Annotated in this window: 13 protein-coding genes and 1 tRNA gene; 7 read left to right on the top strand and 7 right to left on the bottom strand. The window is 48.0% G+C overall.

Annotated features, from left to right (window positions below):
• Positions 1–59 precede the first annotated feature (59 nt).
• The gene (locus tag ABC765_RS07010; protein ID WP_347980030.1) at positions 60–1,052 is read right to left on the bottom strand and encodes a polyprenyl synthetase family protein; all 993 of its coding nucleotides are present in this window, start codon (positions 1,050–1,052) and stop codon (positions 60–62) included.
• Positions 1,053–1,112: 60 nt separating this feature from the next.
• Here ABC765_RS07010 and ABC765_RS07005 point away from each other — a divergent pair, with 60 nt between their 5' ends.
• The 4 genes from ABC765_RS07005 to ABC765_RS06990 all read left to right on the top strand — a co-directional run bounded on the left by ABC765_RS07005 (position 1,113) and on the right by ABC765_RS06990 (position 9,485).
• Positions 1,113–2,015: a prenyltransferase gene (locus tag ABC765_RS07005; protein WP_347980029.1), complete on the top strand. Its 903-nt coding sequence runs from the start codon at positions 1,113–1,115 to the stop codon at positions 2,013–2,015.
• Positions 2,016–2,030: 15 nt separating this feature from the next.
• Positions 2,031–3,236, top strand: a complete 1,206-nt coding sequence (locus tag ABC765_RS07000; protein WP_347980028.1) for an NAD(P)/FAD-dependent oxidoreductase — start codon at positions 2,031–2,033, stop codon at positions 3,234–3,236.
• A gap of 373 nt (positions 3,237–3,609) precedes the next feature.
• A complete protein-coding gene (locus tag ABC765_RS06995) occupies positions 3,610–8,997 on the top strand; it encodes a MucBP domain-containing protein (protein WP_347980027.1) in 5,388 nt (1,795 codons plus the stop codon).
• A 347-nt stretch (positions 8,998–9,344) separates the two neighbouring features.
• Complete coding sequence (locus ABC765_RS06990; RefSeq protein WP_347980026.1) at positions 9,345–9,485, top strand: hypothetical protein; 141 nt, start codon at positions 9,345–9,347, stop codon at positions 9,483–9,485.
• Between the two features lie 604 nt (positions 9,486–10,089).
• Here the strand turns inward: ABC765_RS06990 and ABC765_RS06985 are convergent.
• The 6 genes from ABC765_RS06985 to ABC765_RS06960 form a co-directional block, all read right to left on the bottom strand.
• Complete coding sequence (locus ABC765_RS06985) at positions 10,090–10,371, bottom strand: hypothetical protein (RefSeq protein ID WP_347980025.1); 282 nt, start codon at positions 10,369–10,371, stop codon at positions 10,090–10,092.
• A gap of 380 nt (positions 10,372–10,751) precedes the next feature.
• Entirely contained in the window at positions 10,752–12,689 is a 1,938-nt protein-coding gene (locus ABC765_RS06980) for a nuclease-related domain-containing protein (RefSeq protein WP_347980024.1), read from the bottom strand.
• A gap of 116 nt (positions 12,690–12,805) precedes the next feature.
• The gene (locus ABC765_RS06975; RefSeq protein ID WP_347980023.1) at positions 12,806–13,450 is read right to left on the bottom strand and encodes an HAD hydrolase-like protein; all 645 of its coding nucleotides are present in this window, start codon (positions 13,448–13,450) and stop codon (positions 12,806–12,808) included.
• A 229-nt stretch (positions 13,451–13,679) separates the two neighbouring features.
• Positions 13,680–15,644, bottom strand: coding sequence for a SpaA isopeptide-forming pilin-related protein (locus ABC765_RS06970; RefSeq protein WP_347980022.1), 1,965 nt, complete (start codon positions 15,642–15,644; stop codon positions 13,680–13,682).
• 514 nt (positions 15,645–16,158) lie between these two features.
• The gene (locus ABC765_RS06965) at positions 16,159–16,668 is read right to left on the bottom strand and encodes an ECF transporter S component (protein ID WP_347953438.1); all 510 of its coding nucleotides are present in this window, start codon (positions 16,666–16,668) and stop codon (positions 16,159–16,161) included.
• On the bottom strand, positions 16,646–17,647 hold the full coding sequence (locus ABC765_RS06960; RefSeq protein ID WP_347953437.1) for a bifunctional hydroxymethylpyrimidine kinase/phosphomethylpyrimidine kinase: 1,002 nt from the start codon (positions 17,645–17,647) through the stop codon (positions 16,646–16,648). The genes ABC765_RS06965 and ABC765_RS06960 overlap by 23 nt, the downstream gene beginning before the upstream one ends.
• A gap of 205 nt (positions 17,648–17,852) precedes the next feature.
• Here ABC765_RS06960 and ABC765_RS06955 point away from each other — a divergent pair.
• The 3 genes from ABC765_RS06955 (at position 17,853) to ABC765_RS06945 (ending at position 21,877) form a co-directional block, all read left to right on the top strand.
• Positions 17,853–17,926, top strand: a tRNA-Pro gene (locus tag ABC765_RS06955).
• Positions 17,927–19,276: 1,350 nt separating this feature from the next.
• A complete protein-coding gene (locus ABC765_RS06950) occupies positions 19,277–19,747 on the top strand; it encodes a hypothetical protein (protein ID WP_347980021.1) in 471 nt (156 codons plus the stop codon).
• Positions 19,748–20,050: 303 nt separating this feature from the next.
• Positions 20,051–21,877 (top strand): FAD-binding protein, encoded by a 1,827-nt coding sequence (locus tag ABC765_RS06945; RefSeq protein ID WP_347980020.1) that lies wholly within the window; start codon positions 20,051–20,053, stop codon positions 21,875–21,877.
• Positions 21,878–22,186 lie beyond the last annotated feature (309 nt).

The raw sequence follows: 22,186 nt of genomic DNA, 5'->3' as shown, positions 1-22,186 counted from the left end.
CCGGGTCAATGTCAAGCCAGTTTGATACTTCAAAGCATCCGGCTGATTATCGCGGCTGGCTAAATGGTTCTTTGCATAAGCTGTTGCGTCAGCTGACCCAACAGTTGCTGAGCAGGTGAATCCGGCAGCTTTGCCAGCCACTGATCGGCCTTTTGCGTAAACCGCTGGGCTAACTGACGGGCCTCATCCAATGCGCCGCTGTTGATTACGATGGCCTTGATCTGCTGCTCAATGGCGTGGGTCAGTGACTGTTCAAGCAGCGGCTGGAGTTCTTTGGCCGTCGCCGAGTGCTGCAGGGCCATTAAAAGCGGCAGTGAATAGACGCCGGTAGCCAGGTCCTGCATCACGGGCTTGTTGAGCTTGCTTTGATCGGTATAGTCAAGCAGATCGTCAATCATTTGAAAGGCAATGCCCAGGTTTTGACCAAAGCGCGCGGCATAAGCAGTGGTCTGGCGATCCGCTCCGGCAAAATGAGCGCCTTCGCTGGCCGCCAGCTGAAATAGCGCTGCTGTCTTGCCGTTGACGTTGCGCAGGTACTGAATGATCTGCTGCTGTTGATGATAGCGCAGCGCCATCTGTCCTAATTCGCCATCCAAGATCTTTTTCATGGACCGTGCGTTGATCTGCAGATACTCATCGTTGGCCAGGTTGGCAATCAACAGCTCAAAAAACTGGGTAAACAGCAGGTCGCCGGCGTAGACTGCGGTATCCTTGCCGAATTGAGCCTGAACGCTGACCTGACCACGACGCTTGGGCGAGTCATCGATAATATCGTCATGGATCAGCGTTGCCATGTGCAGAATCTCGATTGAAGCGCCCAGCTGGATCAAACGGCTGCGCGTGGCGGGAGTCCAATCCTTGGGCGCGGCCGCTTTGGCTACCAAGAGCAGCAGCGTTGGGCGCAGAAATTTGCCGCCGTGACTGGCCATCTGCTGCAAGGCCTGCGCCAGTTCGGGATTGCGGCACTGCAGGCGCGTGTCGATGAGCTGGCGAACCTGTTTTAATTCACTGCCGATTAAGCGTTTGGTTTGAGTTTGAAATGAATTGATCATAATAATGAGTTCCTTAACTAAATAATTTTTGCTGCAAGAGATGAAAGGATTGCTTAGAAAATGTCGCTGAAAGTTTTTTTGGAATTGATTGAGGTGAAAGCCAAGGCTGCCAGTCTGCTGCCCTTTTTATTGGGTGTTGGCTACAGCATCTGGTACTACCATTCGTTTGACTGGCGGGTAATGCTGGTGTTTCTGATCGCGATGCTGCTGTTCAATATGGCCGTCGACGTCATGGATAACTACAACGATTACCGCCATGCCATCGATACTGAGGTTTACCAGCAAAAGACCAACATCATCGGCCGCGAGCAGCTGTCATTGCCGGCCATGCGATACTTGATTGCCGGGATGATCTTGGTCGCGTCGCTATTGGGAATCTGGCTGGTGGCTCAGGTTGGCTGGCCGCTTTTAGGACTGGGCATCTTCTGCTTTTTGGTCGGGATCTTTTATTCGTTTGGCCCCTATCCGCTGTCCGGATTGCCGGTGGGCGAGTTTTTTGCCGGTTTTACGATGGGCTTTATGATTGTCTTGATCACCATCTATCTAAACGTACAGGAGCAATTTTCCTGGGATTGGCTAAGTCTGGGGCGGATCCTGGTGCTGGCAATGCCGTTGGAGCTTTGGATCTCAAACCTGCTGCTGGCCAACAACCTTTGCGACGCGGCCGAGGATCTGCGCAATCATCGGCATACGATTGTCCGGCTGTTGGGCAAGCGCGCCTGTCTGATTGCCTTTAGCGTCAAAAACGTCTTGGCATTCTTATTTATCACTATATCACCATTCTTTCACATTTCACCGTTTACAGTAATTTTGTCTTTGCTTATTGTACCTTTCGTTTTCAAACAGAACAAGATGCTTATCAAAAGACAAGTTAAAAAAGAGACTTTTATCTGCGCTGTCCGTATCTTGATGGTAGGCGGTGCGACTCAGGTTCTGACTTATCTAATTGGAATGGTTCTCTAAAAGGGGTTGAAAAAAATGAAAAAAATCGTCATTTTAGGTGCTGGCTATGCTGGCTTGAAAACCGTTGTTGAACTGCAGAAAAAAGCAGCCAAGACAGCTGAGATTACGCTGGTTGAACAAAACGACTATCATTACGAGGCAACCAGCCTGCATGAGGTGGCAGCCGGCAACGTTGCGCCCGAACATATCAGCTTTGGAATTCAAGAAGTTCTCAGCCCGGCCGTCAAACTGATCAAGGATCGCGTCGTCAAGGTTGATCCCGATGCTAAGCAGGTTGAATTAGCCGAACACGCACCATTGAACTATGACTACTGCGTGATGGCGCTGGGATTTGTCTCGGAAACGTTTGGCATCAAGGGGGCCGCGGAAAACAGCCTGCCAATGGCCAATGTTGATCAGGCCGAGCAGATTGCCCATCATTTAAACGATCAGATGATGCAATACCGTGCTGATCATGATTCCGACCACCTTAAGATCATCGTCTGTGGGGCGGGCTTTACCGGAATTGAACTGGCAGGGGCCCTTTACGATGCCAGAAAGCGTTTGGCCAAAGTGGCAGAAGTTGACCCAGCCGCAATTAAAATCAAGATGATTGATGCCTCGCCACGAATTTTGCCAATGTTTGATGACAAGATGAAAGATTATGCTATCAAGCTGATGCAAAAAGAACAGCTTACCTTGCAGGGACAGGCTGCGATTAAAGAAATCAAGCCGGGCGCAGTCGTTTATCAAACCAAGGATGAACAGCTGCATGAGGAAACGGCTGGCACGATCATCTGGACAACCGGGGTCAGCGGCAGTCCGGTCATGGCAGCCTCTGATCTGCCGCAGCGGCGTGGTCGGGTGATGGTTACCGATCACTTGACGGCTCCTGATTATGATGACCTGTACGTTTTGGGCGACGTGGCCGCGGTAATGCCGCCAGATGGCAAGCGGCCTTACCCAACGACGGCTCAGATCGCGCTGACGATGGGAATCTACGCGGCTAAGGATCTGGCAGCCCGCGTAACTGGTGGTCAGCGGCCTGGTCCATACTCATACCATTCACTGGGGACTGTGGCTTCAATGGGCAACACGCATGCTTTTGGCGTTGCGATGGGGATGAAGTACTATGGCTACCCAGCTTCGGTAATCAAGAAGATGATTGCCAACAAGTCGCTGATTGAAACTGGCGGGGTTAAGGAACTGCTTGCCAAGGGCCGGTTTGATCTGTATCACTAGTCATAAATAAATCTGACAGCAAAAAAACGCGCCAGCTCAGGTCTTAGGACTTGGGATAGCGCGTTTGCTGCTTAACAAGCGTTTGCTGATCGAGATGGGGAAATGAATGAACTTATTGGGCGGCCCATTGAATAACTTAAAGAAACTTAAAATTTAGTTTGGGTTATCATGTGTATATATTGTTAAAATCAAGCAAGATTCCTTAAATATTAGTATTTAATTTAGTAAGATAGGAGATGAAAGAAAGCGGTATTTTGCGAATTTTGTTATATATTGATAAAAGAAAAATACAGCTTATCGATAACTGTCTTCATTGGTCATTCAATTGCTTGTGTAACGTGGGGGTGGCAGTGAAGAAAGCGAGGGGAAAAACATGCTATCAAAGAATAATCGGCAAATGCTTGATCATAAAATGGAACGGCGATCATTTCGTTTTTCGCTGCGGAAACTGAATACGGGCCTGGCTTCCGTTGTGTTGGGCTTTACGTTTGGGTACGGCCTGATATCAGATCAGCCGCTGGTTCATGCTGATGAAGCGGCTTCCTCGTTAAGCAGTGCTTCATCAAATCAGCATTCGGCAACGATCAGCGAGGCAAATGCCGAAGCGAAATCGGCAATGCTGGCTTCAGAATCAACGAGTGCGGGTACTGAGACAGCGCTATCCTCAGCTGGCATTGCTTCAACTGCTGACGCTTCTGCATCGACAGTTCTTGATTCAGCAGCTGGCGTTCCATTATCATCAGACGTTCCGACATCTTCTGCAGTGGGCGAGCAATCAATCAGCGCACAGGAGCCAACCGCTGCCGTCAGCCAGACTGCTGCTGAGCCGGCTTTTGACAGTGCCAATGCCGCGATCCAGGAAAACTCACTGACGCTTTCTGGTACCGAGATCGGCAATACTGGGAACAGCCAGCGCGATATCACGGCAACGATTTCCTATACGGGGAATGCTGGCGACAAGGTAATCTTTAAGCTTCCAGCCAACCAGGATGGTCAAAACCAGGTTGCCTACTATATCGTTGGGGCCTCATCGCTTTCGATTGCCGACACGACGATTACCAATGATACGGCAAACGGTTTTTATTACGTTACCACCGTCCTAAAGCAAAGCGGCAGCATCAGCCAAAAGATCTCGATTGCCAGCCGCCGCAATGATTCTTTTGATGGTCAGCTGATTGACGGCGAGTCGATTGGTCAGCGCGAGTTTACGGCGACCCTGTCTGCAGTTGACGGCAATGGCAACGATCTGGGCTCAACTGCCAAAACGTTTACGCAGATCATCAGTCCTGACATGGATCCAGCTTTGAGTCGCGAGCCAAGCAGCGAAGCCTCAGAAACGCTTTTGCCAAACGTTGACTATACGTACAAGCTGGATTTGAAAGAAACCAAGGGCATCTATGATAATGAAAAATACCCAACTGCCCGCGTCAACGGCAGCGTCAACTATGGAACGACGATTACGATTCCGGTTCCCGCCAGTTTTAAACTGAATGCTGACGCGACGGCCGCCAAAAATGCGTTTACGGATGGAACGACGATCACGCAGGCGCAGACGGGGGCCGATATTATCATCACGGTGCCTAAGGGAGCAGGATCGACGCTGGCCCAGGCTGACGTGCCATACTATCTGGTCGGGCAGTACGTCGTGAGCGGCAATGTTGATGAAACCGTAACGGCTGATGGCAACATTACCATCGTGCAGAACCTTAATGATCAGCAGGACCATCAGCTGATCAAGACGCTGAATCAGCCATGGACTGAAAAGCTGAACTCAATCGCACAGCCAGGCAAGCCGGGTGGATCAGCAGCTGGCGCGTGGGATGACAAGACGATCTCAATCAGCGATGCGACGGCAAGCAAGCCATCCGCAACCAAGATCTCAACGTTTGGCATACAAAACATTACGATTTATGATCTGAACGACGCGTCGCTGACGTTTACGATCGCGGATGGTTTTAAGGCTACCGGAATCACGACGGCCAAATTAAACGGCGTCACCAAATATGCATACGTGCTCTACTATGCTGATGGCACCACCAGTCAAGGAACGGTAGCCGCCGGGGAAACGATCAATGGCAAAGGAACCAGCTCGATTCGCAAGGCCGTCTTAACTCCGGATCTGATCAAGGCAGGAGCCGCCACTGATGTTGCCTTGTATGCCATGAATGGTACGATTGGCAACTACTTTTACATCAATGGCCGCTTGACCGATAAGTACAATGACGGCACGGCGGTTCAGGTTGGTAATCAGCTGACGAATACGCTGACGATTGGCGGCTCCAACCTGATTTCAAGCGTGCTCAGCGTTACCCAGACAATTACGGGTGGGCTGTCCAGCAACTTTAAAGGCAATGGCGGTGGGGGCAGCGGCTACGCTGGAACCATTGGCGTCGGCTCGATTACCAATGGCTATGCTGGTGAATGGCCTACCTATGTTTTGGATCATCCAATTTTTTATATTAAGCTGCCGCAGTATACGTCATTTAATCCGGATCTTTCCATTTTTGAAGGCAATCCGGTGGTCTCCACTTTCTATGTCAATAACGGTCAAGAACAGGTCGTCAAGCTGGACTACAGTCAAAGCGATTATGTCTTTGATAACAGCAAGCTCTTTACCAGTGATACCAATGGCGTCTTTAAAGTAGCGTTTGATATTAACAACGATGCCTTGCCGGGGCTGTATCAAGGCCTGGTCTACGTCAAGACCTCAACGCCGCTGCCTAAGAATCAAAAGGCAATCAACGATAAAAAGCTTTATAAACCGGAATACACGGGCGGGGTCGTTACTGACGATACCTATGTAGCCAACGCCTTTTCCACGCAGGTTCTGAGTCCGGGCGCTGAATTTACGATTGGCGGGGTCAGCCAAGGGAATGCCGATGGGACCGATTATCATAATCACGGCAGCTCGCTTAATTCTGGCGATGATTCAATGAGCTACAAGCTGACGCCTAAAAATCTGACTGGCAGCGATCTTACCAATTCGCGAATCTATGTCAACCTGCCTGACAATGCCGACGTGGTGCTGACTGGGCCAGTTACGGCAAATACTGCGGGTAGCGTGATGGTTCTTTATTCAACCACGGCCGTTGATTTGAATGATAATGCCGAACCGGATACCAGCAGCTGGCTGACGGCTGATGAGGTGAAGGATTGGTCGCAGATTAAGAGCTTTGTGATTCAGCAGCCAACGTTAGCCAGCTCAACTGCGGCCAACCTCAGCAGCATCGTCGTCAACGTCAAGGACCGCACGCTGGCTGATGACGCGGGCAAGCAGCTGGCGTTGGGCTTTAAATCCTATGCCGATCAGTTCGCAACGCCAATCAAACAGCCAAACGCGACCTATGTTCAAGTCTACGGGCAAAGTACCGAAACCAAGACGGTAACGCGGACGATCAACGTTCACCAGCCAGATGGTACGACTGCCGTTATCACACAGACAGCTACGATTGCTCGAATCAATACGGTGCAAAAGGATGGCACGACGACGACTGGGACCTGGAGCACGTCTAACTGGGAGTCATTTAACGCGCCTGAGTTTGCCGGCTACACGCCAGACATTGCATCCGTTGCTGAGGCAGTCGTTGATGAAAACTCAACGGATCAGACGATTGACATCACCTATCAGGCAAATGAGCAGCAGGTGTTGATCAAATATATCGATCTGGATGAAAATGATCGCGTTATCGATGAGATTTCGTTAACCGGCCCAACCAACACGCAAAGCGACTACTCAACGGCCGCGCGCCTGCAGGAACTGATTGCACAGGGCTATGAATTGGTGGCTGACTCTGTTCCCGCTAAGATTATCTTTGATTCGATCGATGACATTGATGGCAATGTTTCGCAGGTCTATACGGTTAAGCTGCGGCACCAAACGCACGCGGCAACGACCAGCAGCTCAGTTACGCGGACGATCAATTACGTTGATGAAAAAGGCAATCCAGTCAATGGTTCGCCTGATGGCAGCAGTACGTACGTTCAAACCGCGACCTTTAATCGAACCGCAATCATTGACAGCGTAACGGGAGAGGTTTTAGGCTATGACGTCGATGGTGATGGCAAAGTCGATACTACCGATGCTGACACGGCCTGGATGCCAAGCAGTGCTGAATTAGGCGCGGTCAAGTCAGCCGATCCAGTCACGCTGGGATTTGACTACGTTGATCTGGCCACGGTTGAATCAGCTACGGTAACGCCGGGGCAACAAGCGCTGACACAATCAGTTGTCTACAGCAAGGCCAAAGTGTCCGGTACGATCAAATACGTTGATGACGCAACGGGCAAGACTTTGGATGAGTTTGAGCTGCCAATTGGCGAGGTCGGCTCTTTGATCGGCTACACCACGGCTGATCAGATCAAGCAGTATGAAGAACGCGGCTATGAGCTGACATCCAGTGATTTTGTCGATGGGACGCAGATCTATGCCAAAACAGGCAATGATTTCGTGGTTCACTTTAAGCACGCCATTCAGGTAGTCACGCCTAACGATCCTAATCCGGTAACCCCGGGTGATCCGATCAATCCAAACTATCCGGACGGTCCCTACTATCCAGCTGATGTTTCTCGCGCCAACCTGGTTAAAGACGCAACCCAAACGATTCATTACGTTGGGGCCGGTGATCAAACGCCAAGTGATAAGGTTCAGACGCAAAAGGATGCCTTTACGCGCACGATTACGATTGACAAAGTCACTGGCGAAGTACTCGCAACCAGCGCCTGGACGGGATCATTCACGTTTGGCACGGAAGATACGGACGTGATTGAAGGCTACCATGCTGATAAGAAAACAGCGGGCGGATTGACGGCAACGGCTGCTGAACCAGATGTAACGGCAACGGTAACCTACGCGCCAAATGGTAAGCTGATTCCAATTGACGCGGCCGGCAACCCGATTCCAGGAGCGGACACGCCGACATATCCGACAGATCCAACCGATCCGACAAAGGTCATGGCCGACGAACCAATTCCGGTAATTCAAGGCTACACGCCGGTTGATCCCAGTCCGGTTACCCCAATTGATGCGGGCAAAGACACATTTGTTCCATATACGCAAAACGAATATCAGTTGACGGAACGATTCGTCGATGAGGAAGGCAACGAACTGGCGCCAAGCAAGAACGGTGTCTACCATTATGGCGACTCGTTTGACGTAACTAAAGACGCGCAAGTAATCAGCGGCTACGTTCTGGTCAAGCAGGAAAACACTGCCGGTACGTTTGGCGATAGTGATCAGACGGCCAAGTTCATCTATAAGCAGGTCGGCAGGATCATTCCGGTCGATGAAGCAGGTAACCCGATTCCAGGAGCAGACACGCCAAGCTACCAAAACGATCCAAGTGATCCGACAAAGGTTGTGCCAAATGAATCCGTGCCAGTCGTGCCAGGCTACACGCCAAGCACGCCAACCGTGACGCCGACTGATCCAACGCAGGACACGACGGTAACGTACATTAAGAATCAGACACCGATCGCGCCGGAAGAACCGACTACGCCTGAGACGCCAGAACAGCCTCAAGCGCCAACTGATCCTGCTGAGTCGCCAGTGACGTCGAATATATCAGGTGAATTTGAACACTCGACGGATTCAGCAGCAGTTGAAAATAATGCTAAGGCCGTTTTAAGTCACGACAAGGCCAATGATACCAAGCAGCTGCCACAGACTGGCAATGCTCAACATGGATCGATCCTAGCGATGATGGGGTTGGTACTTGCTGGTTTAGGCTTTGGTGTTGTTAAACCTAAGAAGCGTAAATCGTAAAGCTGCTTAGTCTTGCAATTGACATCTGGGACGAGCCGAGCCCGTTCTAAGAAGCGTAAATCGTAAAGCTGATTAGTCTTGCCGTCAGCTTGACCTACAGAATCGACAACGATAAAAACGCATCATCCCGTGTTTGGGGTGGTGCGTTTTAGTTAATGATTGTTTGAAACTTAAGACGAGCCGGGCCGCGGCAGCGAAATATTTACGATTAGCGAAAACTAGCCTTAGCCATGCTGCTTAATGCGTCAATTAGGGAGTGTAAATTTAAAGGAGGTATTGAAAAAGGGAAAGCCCTCCCCGTATGATTGAAATCGTCAAAAACCAATCAGAATACGGAGGCTTTCCCCATGGAAGATTCTATCAAAAATATCATTACCGCGCTACTGGCAGATGACGATTCGGCTTTAAAAGAGCTGTTTCGGGCCCAGGTTGAAGATGCCGTCAATCAGTTCCTGCAAAATGAGATGACGGCCGCACTGGGCTATTAGCTAATATGCAAAAAATCCTGCATAAAACATATGACGAAACCATCATTACCTACTTTTCGTAAAAATTGATGTATAAGTAGGTAAAAATTAGTGTATATTGAGTTAGGGATCCCTAACATTACCTACTATTTGATGAAAATTCATCAGTAGTAGGTAATTCACAAAGTCGGTCTGGCCCAATCAACTCCTGGCAGCGCCAAAATATACATCTTTACCTACTATTTCGGAAAAAGGCGTCAATAGTAGGTAAAGTTAAGCAAATCGAATATACAGGTACCTACTTCTGGCGAAAAATTGGCGTAAAGTAGGTAAATGTAACGGTCTCAGTTCGCCAGACCCTGATTTGCTTCACAAAGCCAGCGTGTTTATGGCTGATTATCCGATGAATTGGTTTTTCCAAGTTCAGGAAGATTCGTGAGACTGGTGGAATACGTGCCGTTATGGGATGTATCTATCAGTAGGTTGTGGAATGGATGCTGATTTGTGATTTTCGTGGAAAGTGTAAACCATGGCGTTGGCTGGTTTGTAGGATTTAAAATTAACAAACGCATTAAAAACTAAAATGCCTTGCCGCCTGGATTGGGCGACAGGGCATTTTACGCTCCTAAGCTTGGTCGTATGAGTCTGCTCCGTGTGATGACGGAGACTTTTGTCGGTCATTCAGCCAATTAGCCAGATATTTCTGCAAAGCCTGGGCATCGGCTTGATTGAGTGAAAAGGTTGCGTCATGCGGTTCATCGTTAAGGCCGTGATTACTCAAAAGCAGATTTAAGCGGTGCTCATCATTAGCAGGCTGCAGACTCAATTCATTGGCACAGCCGTCATCACGATCTTCACCTTGATAAAAGAGATGCAGCCATTGACCATCTGTATTGATTTGATGCAAGATGATTATCCTTTCTAGAAATAAGTTCGCGAAATCAGCGCCCCCAGTTTCAAGTTTGGCCTAGCGAAGTCAGCGCTCCCGGTTTCAAGCTTGACCTAGCGAAGTCAGCGCTCCCGGTTTCAAGTTTGGCTTCGCGAAGTCAGCGCCCCCAGTTTCAAGTTTGGCCTAGCGAAGTCAGCGCTCCCAGTTTCAAGCTTGACCTAGCGAAGTCAGCGCCCTCAGTTCCAGGTTCGCCTGCGAAAATCCGCATTACCTAACTTCAGATTTGAACTGAAAATTCTCGGCGGCACTCATCTATAAGTTCAACCTGGAAAGTTCCAGTGCTATTCAACTTTAAGTTTGTCCCAGAGAATCTGGTGTTACCTGGTTTCAAGTTTGACCTAGCGCAGCCGGCAATGATCATCAATGAAATTGCCGCGATGCAGACTGGTCAGCATGTCACTGTCAACATAACGAGTCAGTGGACTGTTGTCATTAAGATACTGATCATTCAAGGCTGCCATCGCAAGCAGCTGACGTTCCAGTTTAGCCAGGTTGATGATAAAGGGCTGCTCGTATTCGCGTTCGCCGGTTTCGCGACTGGCCAGCAGTTCTTTGAGATAGCGCTGTTCGAGACCGGTTAATGGACGCTTGGCCTTAAACTTGGCAAACTGATCAAGCTGCGACAGTGAGTAGAGTCGATTTCGCATTCCAGGGGCGGGCATGGTTGCTTGATCGGGGTTGGCCGCTACGAACATGGAATGAATGACTGGCTGCGCGTTCATTAAAATCTGGCGTGCGTTGGCATCCTCAAATAACAGGCGTGAGACCGCATGCTCGTGGTTGCTGAGCTGTTCAGCGGCATTTTTAATCTGTTCACAGTAGCCGTTGGGGTAGGCAATGATGAAATCGCCATCTTTGGTCAGCTGCAGCGCCAGGCCTTGATAGTTTTTAACCTCTGGAATCAAGACACCGTTGCGAGTGATCAATATGATGTCGATCTGGTTAACGGCGGCGGCATTTTGCTTTTTGTAGTAGTCAAAGGGCAGGTTGAGCGAGTCCAGCAGTTCCTCATGAGGATAAAGCTCCTGCAGCAGTTGATAGACGCGGCGCTCCCCGATATCTCCCTGCAAAAGCTGCGTGGCGCGCTCATGCAGCTGAATGATTCCTTTAAGGTCTTTAGAGAGCATGGCCAGTTCGTGTGGAGAGCGATCCGTACCGTGGCTGTACCAAGAATAGGTTTTGGCCATCTCATAAGCTAAAAAACGCAGGCCAGGGAATGGATCTTGGAAAAAGGCGTTCTTCTGGGCGTCAGAAAAGTTTTGCCGAGCCTGGGTCGCAATCTCATCATGATCCGCTACCATGCTGAGATGCCGATCCCATTGCTGCAGCTGCTCTAAGTAGGCGGCATTGCTGATCGGTTTGGTCGTAAGCAGGTTTGACCAGTTTAACGGTTGCGCTGCCGTTGACCAATTAACCGGACGTTTGAAGCTAAACCATGATTTAAAAGGCGATCGTTTTGATTTAGCTCGCGGCCTGGACGAGAAATCTGCATCATGGGGGGCCTTTGAATCAGCTTTAGGCTGCACGCTGGTTTGATCTTGAAGCTTTGACGCTGGATTGGCCAGCATTTCAGTGTTGCCAAGATTCGGCTGGCTTTTGCGATCGTATTGAGCGGCATCGCGTTTTGATTCTGAGTTGCCAAGATCGTATTGAGCAGCATCGCGTTTTGATTCTGAGTTGCCAAGATCGTATTGAGCGGCATCGCGTTTTGATTCAGAGTTGCCAAGCTCGAGTTGAACAGTATTCTGTTTCGATTCTGAGTTGCCAAGATCGTGCTGAATATCATTTTGCGCTGGATTCAAACTGATGGCTTCAGTCTGTGACGAAATGTCTTGCTGTCCAGTAGCGCTGTTGTCATTTGTGGCCACGAAATCTTGCTCGGTAAAGTGGGCAGAGGCGTTTTCATGTGAAACAGCTTCGTGAGCATCCGGCTTAGGTGCCAGCACTGGTCGTAATTGATCGTTCTTTACCGTTTCATGACCGTCTGGCAGTGATTCAGCAGATTCATGATCATCTGGCAATGGTTGAGCAGCCGCTGCCGGTTCATGCTCGTCTAGTATCGATTGACCATGCTCATTTGGCGCTGATTGAGCGATTATTGCCGGTTGATGAACATTTGACGTCGATGGAGCAATTGTTTCTGGTTCATGCTCAGATACGGCATCCGGCTGACGAGCAGTTTTTTGACGTGGCGGATGTTTTCGGCCGATCCCAAGCCAGTCCTTAAAGATCAAAAGCAGAATGCCGCCAATCAGGATACTGATTAGATAGCGCAACAAGGGCCTGCCTCCTTTCGATTTTGAATACTGCCTTTATTTTATCATAACTAATAAAAGCATCCCCCTGATTGATCAAGCGGATGCTAAAGAAGATTGGCGATAAAGTGGCAGGACTACTTGTTTTCGTGGTGATCTTCCCAAACCTTGCGCAGCATCGGGTACCGCAGATCGCCGGTTTGAGCAACCTGATAATCGGCAGCGCTCAGCATTTCTGCGTCACCAACGCCAATTGAGATCAGGTGAGCCTGATTGATAGCATCGATATCGGCTGGAGTGGTAGCCAAAGCAATGCACTCACTTGGCGCTGCCGATAGCTGTTGAGCAAAGGCAGAGTAGGGATCGCCTTCATTAGGGATGATGGCAGTAAAGTAGTCGGCAATCTGCAGCTGTTTTAAAATGAGTTCGGCATGACCACCGTTATCGACGACGCCCATGTTGACGTAGTGATCGTCCAGGTTGATTAAAAGACGTTCGATCCCAGGCATTACTGAAGATTCATCCAGCGAGTCCAACGCTTTTTGATACATTTGTTCTTGTTCAGCCAGCAAGGCAGTCTGTCCAGCTTCATCGGCCGGTTGGTGCAGCTGGTTCAAAACGATTGGCAGGGCAGCAGCAGCGCTGAGATTTTTGAGCTGCGGGGCCAGTTTGCCTGGCAGTCCCAGTCCATACTCATACATTGCCAGTTCGCGCCAGGCGTCAAACTGCTGCTGATTTGTGTCGACGATTAGATTGTTGACGTTAAAAATTGCACCCTTCATAAAAATATTCCTTTCAATAAATGCGATAACTTTATTTTAACCTAAAGCTTGCAAAATGAAAACGCCGTCATACTCTGAGAGAGATTTATTGCCTTGATTTAGCCAACTGATCATGAAATGTTTTAAAATCAGGAGCTGCTCCAAAATAAAAATCGCACTGCCGCGAGCAAAAAGCTTTGGTAGTGCGATAATTTATTTACAGAAGTTTCCTTACATTTATTGTCTTTGCTTAATTGTTTTTCTTTTTAGATACTGCAACCCAGCCGGCCACGCTGACACAAAGCATGACTCCCAGCCAGCAGATTGCGTTGGAAGTTTGGTTACCAGTCTTTGGCAGCAGCTTTTGGGCTTGAGCGATTACGTCATTATCGGCAGCTGCCTTGGTAACTGGCTGTGATGAGTAATTATTGACTGCCACTGCATTTGACTTGTTGACATGAGCAGCTGAAGTTGAAGGTGTTGCCGTTGCTTCAGAATCAGCATGCTTATCAGCAGGTTTAATAATTGCAGCCGGGGTCAATGGTGCCCAAGGCTTAACGTCTTTGGCCGGCGTCAATGGTGCCCAAGGCTTAACGTCTTTAGCCGGCGTCAACGGTGCCCAAGGCTTAGTTTCCTTAGCCGGGGTCAATGGTGCCCAAGGCTTAGTTTCCTTAGCCGGCGTCAACGGTGTCCAAGGCTTAACGTCTTTAGCCGGGGTCAATGGTGCCCAAGGCTTAACGTCTTTAGACGGCGTGAGAGGTGCCCAAGGCTTAACGTCTTTAGCTGGCGTGAGAGGTGCCCAAGGCTTAACGTCTTTAGCTGGCGTGAGAGGTGCCCAAGGTTTAACGTCTTTAGCCGGCGTCAACGGTGTCCAAGGCTTAGTTTCCTTAGCCGGCGTCAACGGTGTCCAAGGCTTAGTTTCCTTAGCCGGCGTCAATGGTGCCCACGGTTTAACGTCTTTGGCCGGCGTCAATGGCGTCCAAGGAATCGACTTTTTAACATCATTGTAGACAATCAACGGCGTACCGTTTTCATTGTCCGAAATCTCAATCGTCCAAGTTTGGTCTTTGGCTTTCGAGAAATCGATCCAGTCAGGAACTGTGATCTGTTTAATCGTGTACTTTCCGGCTGGCAGGTCCTTGATGTCAACCACACCATTTTCATCGGTCGTGTAGGTCATTGATTCGCCATCTGGTTTGATGATTTCAAAAGTTGCGTCAGGCAAGGTCTTAATTTTACCTTCCTCATCAGTGTACTTGTTGATGATCTTCATTTCGCCAGGCTTGGTTCCCGTAACGTTGGCATCAAATGAAATGTTTTGCACTGCTTTGGAATAGTCAACGGTAGTAGGCTGACTTTCTTCTTTTAATTGATAGGTGACCGTGGCCGTGTTGTTGAAGACCGCTAAGTCATTATCGGTGATTTTCGTTCCGTAGCCAACCAGAATCGTTTTACCGGAAAATTCGTCTTTATTGAAGCGGAAAGTAAGAGTCTTACCGTTGATTTCGATTGAAGAATTAGGGTAGGCGGCTTTGAATTCTTTAAAAGACAGTGATTGTCCATTAACGGTAATTCGATTATATGGTGAATCAGGATCGAACTCTTGGCCACCTTGAATGGTATCTGAACAAACAATGTCACTGCCAAGCGCGGCCGCATTGCTGTTCAGATAGATCCCCCAGGCCAATGCATTATGATTGCCTCGATTAGTCATCATCCCAACTTTTTCACCACGCCATCCTTTACCGCTTGGCTGTTCACTGCTGCCTTTGGTAATTCCTTTGACTGGAATGTATGCAGCAGTACTACCAGCTGTGATTCGGATTGTTTGGTTCTGTTCGGCAGTGTTGCGAACCTCAACGTCAAATGAAAAACTGCCGCTAACGTTTTGCAGGTCATTGATTTGATCATTAAATGTCAAGGTTGCGCCAGTGCGATCGACGGTGTAGTGGCCAACCATCGTTCCATTAACGTAAAGATCCTTGCCGCCTGCAAAACTGTTGATGTAGGCTTGACCACAGTTGGGCCAGTTAACGTGAATCGTGTCGCCGCCTTGAATCTTACCGCGGGCATCGCTAAAAGTTCCGCTGACCGTGACAAAAGCGCCATCGTTATAGATTGACTGCGACTTTTTGGAATCACGTTCGACAACGGTCAGATTAGTGATGCGGTCACTGACGTCTTGCGGCTGATGACTGGTGCTGACGGCCGACACCGCGGTATGTTCATTAGTAGTGCTGTTTTGATCTTGTTTTGATTGATTATTGACAGAAGCGCTATTAACAATTGATTGTGAACTGCTGCTCGATGTTGTGGACAGTTCACTAGCAAAGACATGGCTGCCGGTCATAGCAAAACTGACCAGCAACATTAAAGAAAATGCAAGGGAAACGCAGAATAATACTCCCCTTTTTATCATGCGATTAAAAAATACCCCCTTAGTAACTTAAATCAGCACGAGAGCGATTATATTGCGGTTAGATAGATTTAGTCAACCGTTAATTTAAAACGTTTTACATAAAAATTATCAATTATGCATATTGGTTGAGATAATCTGCTTAAAAATTCAGATGAGAACGATACACCAAGCAGTCAAAATAATATTTTTTCGTTGTGATTACTTGAACAAAAAATCATATTTATCAAAAAAACTTGAAGATAAAAAAGACGCCGGCTCCAAACACTTATCGTCTGGATGCGGCGTCATTCTTATAATTAATGGATTATTGCTATTTGCTGGAGAGGGCTGGGTGAACGGCTTTTTCAACCGGTGAAGCAATCAAAAGCGCGATTACCGAGCCGACAATTCCTTGAATCAGGTTCGGGAAAACGCCGGCCGCCCCAGTTGCCCAGGTATAAAGAATTGCATCTGAGAAGAAGTAGCCGATTACCATCACAATCGTCCCCGCGGCCACACCAGCAACACGGCCCCATTTGCCACGAACGTATTTAAAGACCAATCCGGCAACGATGCCTTCCAGACCATGCGAGATGAACGAAAACGGTGCATATTGGGCAAAACCGGAAATCAAGTCCAGAAACATGGCGCCAAAGCCACCGATAAAGCCGCCTGCCCATGGTCCCAGCAGCATGGCACCGATAAAGATGCCGACATCGCATAGATTGATGTTGCCATGCGTCCAAGGCAGCGGAATCAAGAAGAAACGACCAAAGATCAAAGTCAGCGCCGTCAAAAGCGCCGTGAATACCAAATGTCTAACCGTTGCAGATTTTTTCATTAAAGTCACTCCTCTTATGCTTGCTTACATAGTGAATCAAATGATCGAGACGCAGACCAAATCGCCGCTCGTTGTCAGGGAGGGGAGCGGTCTGCTGGATTGCGATCTCCATGGCATCCGTCGCGTTCTCAACAGCTGTCTCCAGCGACCAGCCTTGCAGCAGCCGACCGTAAAGCAGTGCCGAGAAGATATCGCCAGTACCATAGAAATGACCGGCCTGAACGTCATTACCGGAAAAATTCAGTGGCTGATTATGATGCCAATCGTTTTTGCCTTGCAGAATCTGGTGTGAAGCAAAACCGTTTTGAAGATTCTGACCTTCATCATTACCGTGCTGATAATCCTGATGTTGAAGTCCGATTTGCGGTTGGGGATTAAATCCGGTTTGTTGATCCTGACGCCAGCAGCTGCCAATCTGTCCATTCAAATGAACACCGGTGACAATGACCGTGGCGTTGATTCCCACTGCCTTTAGCTGATCCATCCCTTGAATTAGTGTCTCAGCAGTTGGCAACGAATATGGAAGACCAGCCAAGAAACAAAGCTCAGTCCAGTTAGGCGTAATCAAATCAGCGTGGCGGCATAGTTTTTTGACCGCCTCGACATAATCTTGATCAAATCCAGGATATAGCCGACCTTGATCACCCATCACCGGATCGACGATTTTTAAGCAGTCAGTCAGGTTTTGCTGTTCAAGCCAGCTGCCTAGCTGTTCGGCGAGGGTGCACTGACCAAGGTAGCCAATTAAAACGCCGCTTGGTTCAATGTCTTGTGTCTGCCAATGTCTAAGCGAAGCCTGAATCCATTGCTTGGTGTCTAAAACTGCTGGCTGACCGAATCCCTCTGTTTGACTGGATAGAATGGTTGCAGGCAGGGATGCGGTTGTAATTCCCATTGCCTGCAAGATACTAAGGGCACCAATTAATGAAATTTGACCTAATGCCGAAAAATCCTCAATCAACAGGGCGGGCTTGATCATATCAACAATCCTCTCTAATCATTTTTTAATTTGATGGTCTTACTATACGGCGACTGCCACGGACTGACAAGACGTAGCCAGATATTAGTCTGAATTGTATTGATACAATTATTGAACTAATGATGATTATAAAATCTGCTTGACGATTTAAATAAACCGCGGTAGTATTTATAACTGTTGGTAATGTTGATTACTGATTTATTTTCGGGAAATAGCTCAGCTTGGTAGAGCACCTGGTTTGGGACCAGGGGGTCGCAGGTTCGAATCCTGTTTTCCCGATTTGATTAAAAACCCCTGCTCAGAATTGAGTAGGTTTTTTTTTAGCTTTATTGATTATAAGAAATGCTGCTGTGATGTACGATTTAGCTTTATTGATTTTAGAAACGGTATCTCGATATGGATCTGATTATCGCATTAAATTTTATTAGTTGTCGAAACATCTGCCTTAGCTGCTAACGAGTTAGAACACTGGTCATAGCATTAAACTTTATTAGTTGCCGAAACAGTCTTCTGATGTGCGTCTGGTCAGAGCTTACTGTGTTGCAGGGCAAAAGATTGGTACGATTTTTTTTACTCTAAGTCAAGTGCTATCAACAATTTTAAATAATTTAATTTTGAAATACGTACCTAGTTGGAAACTATCGGCCGTGGCATCGGATCAAATATCTGATTTCGATGGTGAATCCTGATATCAATCAGTCAGAAAATCTGATACAAGCCGAGCGATCATGATCAGTGCAATGAATGACTGAACTCATCGATTGTCAGAAATATCTCAGCAGCGAGTAATACGCAATAATAAATGATAAAAAGGATTCGTAGCCGATGATGGTGCAGATCTAGTCGGTAAACGGCCCTGACACGTGATGATGTCTAATTATTCATGAAAAACTGAATAATAGCATATGATAAAAATGTCATTACCTACTTTTTTCAAAAAAGCACTGTATAGTAGGTAAAAAATAATGTATATCGAGTTAGGCGTCCCTAACATTACCTACTATTGGCCGAAAATCCCCAAATTGTAGGTAATTCACAAAGTCGGTCTGGCCCAATCACTCCTTAAATATGCAACTTTACCTACTATTCAGAAAAAGGCTGCTGCAAGTAGGTAAAGTTAGGCCGATTTAATATACAGTTACCTACTTCTGGCGCAAAAACAGCGAATAGTAGGTAATTTCAAAGCCACTGGTTGTTAATACCTGTTTTGCTTCACAAGGTAAGCCGTTAATAGTCATCCTGGCCCGGAAAAATCGAAAATGACGCTGGCAGCTTGAAACAATCGTAAAATTCCAAGCTTTGCCAGTTTCCATCGCACTAACAACATTCTTTGGCGGCATTAAATTTCTAGAAGAGCACTTAACTATACTGGCGATTATCAATGGGGCGGATCCAGCAGCATCTCTGCGCATAGCCATAGTTGAGAATGAGCCTGGATGCAGCCGTGTTTTCGTTAATGAGAACTGTCAGAAACAGATTTTGCAAAATATGAAAATGTTTGCAATAATAAAAAACATGCATGAACCACCAAATGCGTTTAATTATTGATTAAATTAAATAAAAAATAATTTATTAATCGTGTCAGATGGAGGGGTGAGTCTGACAGCGATTGTTAAAGTGGGGATAACAATGCTTACGTATGAGTTGATGGTGTACCATTGTTCAAAGGGCTACTGTGCGGTTTTGCCGCCAGAGCTTAAAATGCTGGAAAGCCATTATCAGCAGCAGGTGTGTTTTTCTGATGGCCTGCCAGGTGAGCTGTTAAGCGGAACGGAGCGCGATAACGTTATTTTTCGTGGGCGCGTGGTCTTGGAACAGGTATTGAACTGCGCACGTTTTGACGACTTTGAGCTGCCGGAGCCGATTAAATGGTCGGAATGCCGCAATGCACAGTCGCAGGTTGAATTTATACCAGTCGCTTGTCTGCAGAAAGGAGCGATTCAGATTTATGAAGGCCGTCACGTTCGGTTTTATCATAACAGCTTAAAATCGCCGCTGGTCAATTGGCAGGGACAGGGCATTAAGCCGGTTGACAGGCCATGTCATGTTGCTGTCGTTGGAAATGCGTTTTTCGGGCTCTGCTACGACTGGACAGCTTAAGCGTTTGGCAACAGCTGACTTATGTGTGCGTGGGCTCTGTTGCGGCTGGATATTAGCAGCAGCTGATTTATGTATACAGGACGGTTCTGCTGCGACAAAACGACTGAGAACTTTCGTGTAAACGATTGATACTGAAGCAAAGAACGGATCAGATTCAACGGTCGGTTTTGCAATTGAAGCAATGTTGACCAGCAAATATTCAATCAATTGAGTCGCTTACGGGCGGCTTTTTATAGTTGGCATTGGCGGCTGGCTTCAGTTAGACTAAAAGAGTAATTAAATAGAATGAAGGAATGAAAATTAATGCAAGCCAATGATGTTCAATGGAATGCCCAATATGACGTGGTTGTCGTGGGCTTTGGCGGTGCTGGTGCTACGGCGGCTCGATTTGCGGCTGACGCAGGAGCATACGTTTTATTGGTTGACACGGCACCTCTGGGAAGAGAGGGCGGCAATACGCGCTATGCCTCACAGCACGTTGCAATGGGCAAAGGGATCGGTCAGCTGACCAAGTATTATCAGCAGCTCAATGACGATTATATGGTACCGGCTAAGCTGATGCAGACATATCTGCGCGGACTGGTCAATATGCCAGACTATTTTGAAAAGTACCTGGGCGTTAAGGCAGTCAGCTGGAAAGACGACATCCGCCTAGGCGATCCAGTCGTTCCCAAGCACTCGCTGGCTGAGTATCCAGAACTGGCCGACAGCGAGTCAGTCGACATTGCCCTGGTTCACCGACGCGATAAGGATGCAGCGCTATGGAAGATACTGCGGCAAAACGTGGTTGAGCGCGCGGACCGGATCGATGTCTGGCTCAACACGCGGGCTCGGCATCTGTACCAGGATGAACGAACCGGTGTGGTAAAGGGCGTTCAGCTGCGTCGGCGCGGTAAGGATTATCAGATTGCCGTTAAGAATGGTTTGGTATTGGCAACGGGCGGTTTTGAAAACAATCGGGAAATGATTCAAAACTATCTGCAAAAGCCTGCGCTAATGCCAATGGGAACGCTGTTTAACCGTGGCGATGGCATTAAAATGGCGCAAGAAGTTCAGGCTAAGCTTTGGCACATGGGAAACTACGAAAGCTATGGCACGTTGGCTGGGCTGACGTTTGCTGAAGAGGGAACGCAGCATCGGGGCCGAGTAATTCAAAGCTGGTCGCAGTTGAATCATGGCAGTATTTTTGTGATTGGCGATGATGGCACGCGTTTTTTTGCGGAAAATCAGCCCGCGCGTCATGGTCATCTGTATTCACATGGTCATTGGGTTCTGCCGCACTATCAAAAACATCCTTATCTGGTATTTGATCAGGCACAGTACGAGGTCTTTGCTCAGCAGGAAAAAGATGACCGGCGCCTGCCTTATCCGAAGTTTATGCAAAAGCTGATCAGCGCGGATTCATTGCCAGAACTGGCTAAACAGCTGCACGTGCCAGCAATCAGCCTGACACAGACGGTTACTGACTTCAATCATTTTAAAGAGATTGGCCGTGACTATCAGACCGGTCGCGATACGGATACCATGCGTAAGTTTGGGGCAGGGCCATACTATGCAATTGAGTTGGCCAGCAACGTTTTGAATACGCAGGGCGGACCGCAGCATGACGAAAAAGCACGCGTCTTAAACGTTGATGATCAGCCGATTCCTCATTTATACAGCGCCGGTGAATTAGGCGGAATTGCGGCTAACTATTATCAGAGTGGCGGCAACCTGGCGGAATGTCTGATTTTTGGCAAGATTGCGGGAGAAAATGCGGCCAAGCCAAAAAAGGATGCCGTCAACGTCGCGCGGCTGCATGATGCGGTTACGGTGCATATTAATGATCTGCTGGATCTGTCGGCTCAGCATTATATGGTAGGGCCGGATCAGTATCTGGGCGTTTCGGATGATGGCATGGGTGGCCGCATCGTAGTCCGCGTGACCTATCAAAATCAAAAGCTGCGTCAAGTTGAGATTTTAGAAAACCATGAAAACGAAGAGATTGGTCAGGCGGCTTTTGATCAGCTTGCCAAAAACATGATCAGTGCCAATACGCCAGCCGTTGACGCGATCTCGGGAGCAACGACGACCAGCCGCGCGGTGAGTGAAGCAGTTGCTGATGCACTGAGCAAAGTCAAATCAAAGTAATAAAAAAACGTCACCGAATTTAGCGTTCGATGACGTTTTTTTAGTTGTCTGCAGGCTCATGGATGTAATGTGGATTAAATTTTTAATGATTAGAGTGAACAAGAGTCAGTCATAAGAGATGAGCCTGCCAAACAAGGATGATCAGACGTGAAGCCTTAAAGTGGATTTAAAGGGATTGAGAGCCCGGTACTGGGGATTGGCATACCAGTACCAACAGCTTCACGATTTTGAGGAAAGACGAAGGATCGCCTTGAGGTTAAATGAACATCTGACCGTTAAAGTTGGCGTACTTCAACGGTCGAAGGAAGG

It is taken from the genome of Limosilactobacillus sp. WILCCON 0051, from assembly GCF_039955095.1.
GTDB classification, from domain to species: domain Bacteria; phylum Bacillota; class Bacilli; order Lactobacillales; family Lactobacillaceae; genus Limosilactobacillus; species Limosilactobacillus allomucosae.
The sequence above is the reverse complement of the archived record's forward strand: the minus strand, read 5'-3'. Positions and strand labels throughout refer to the sequence as shown.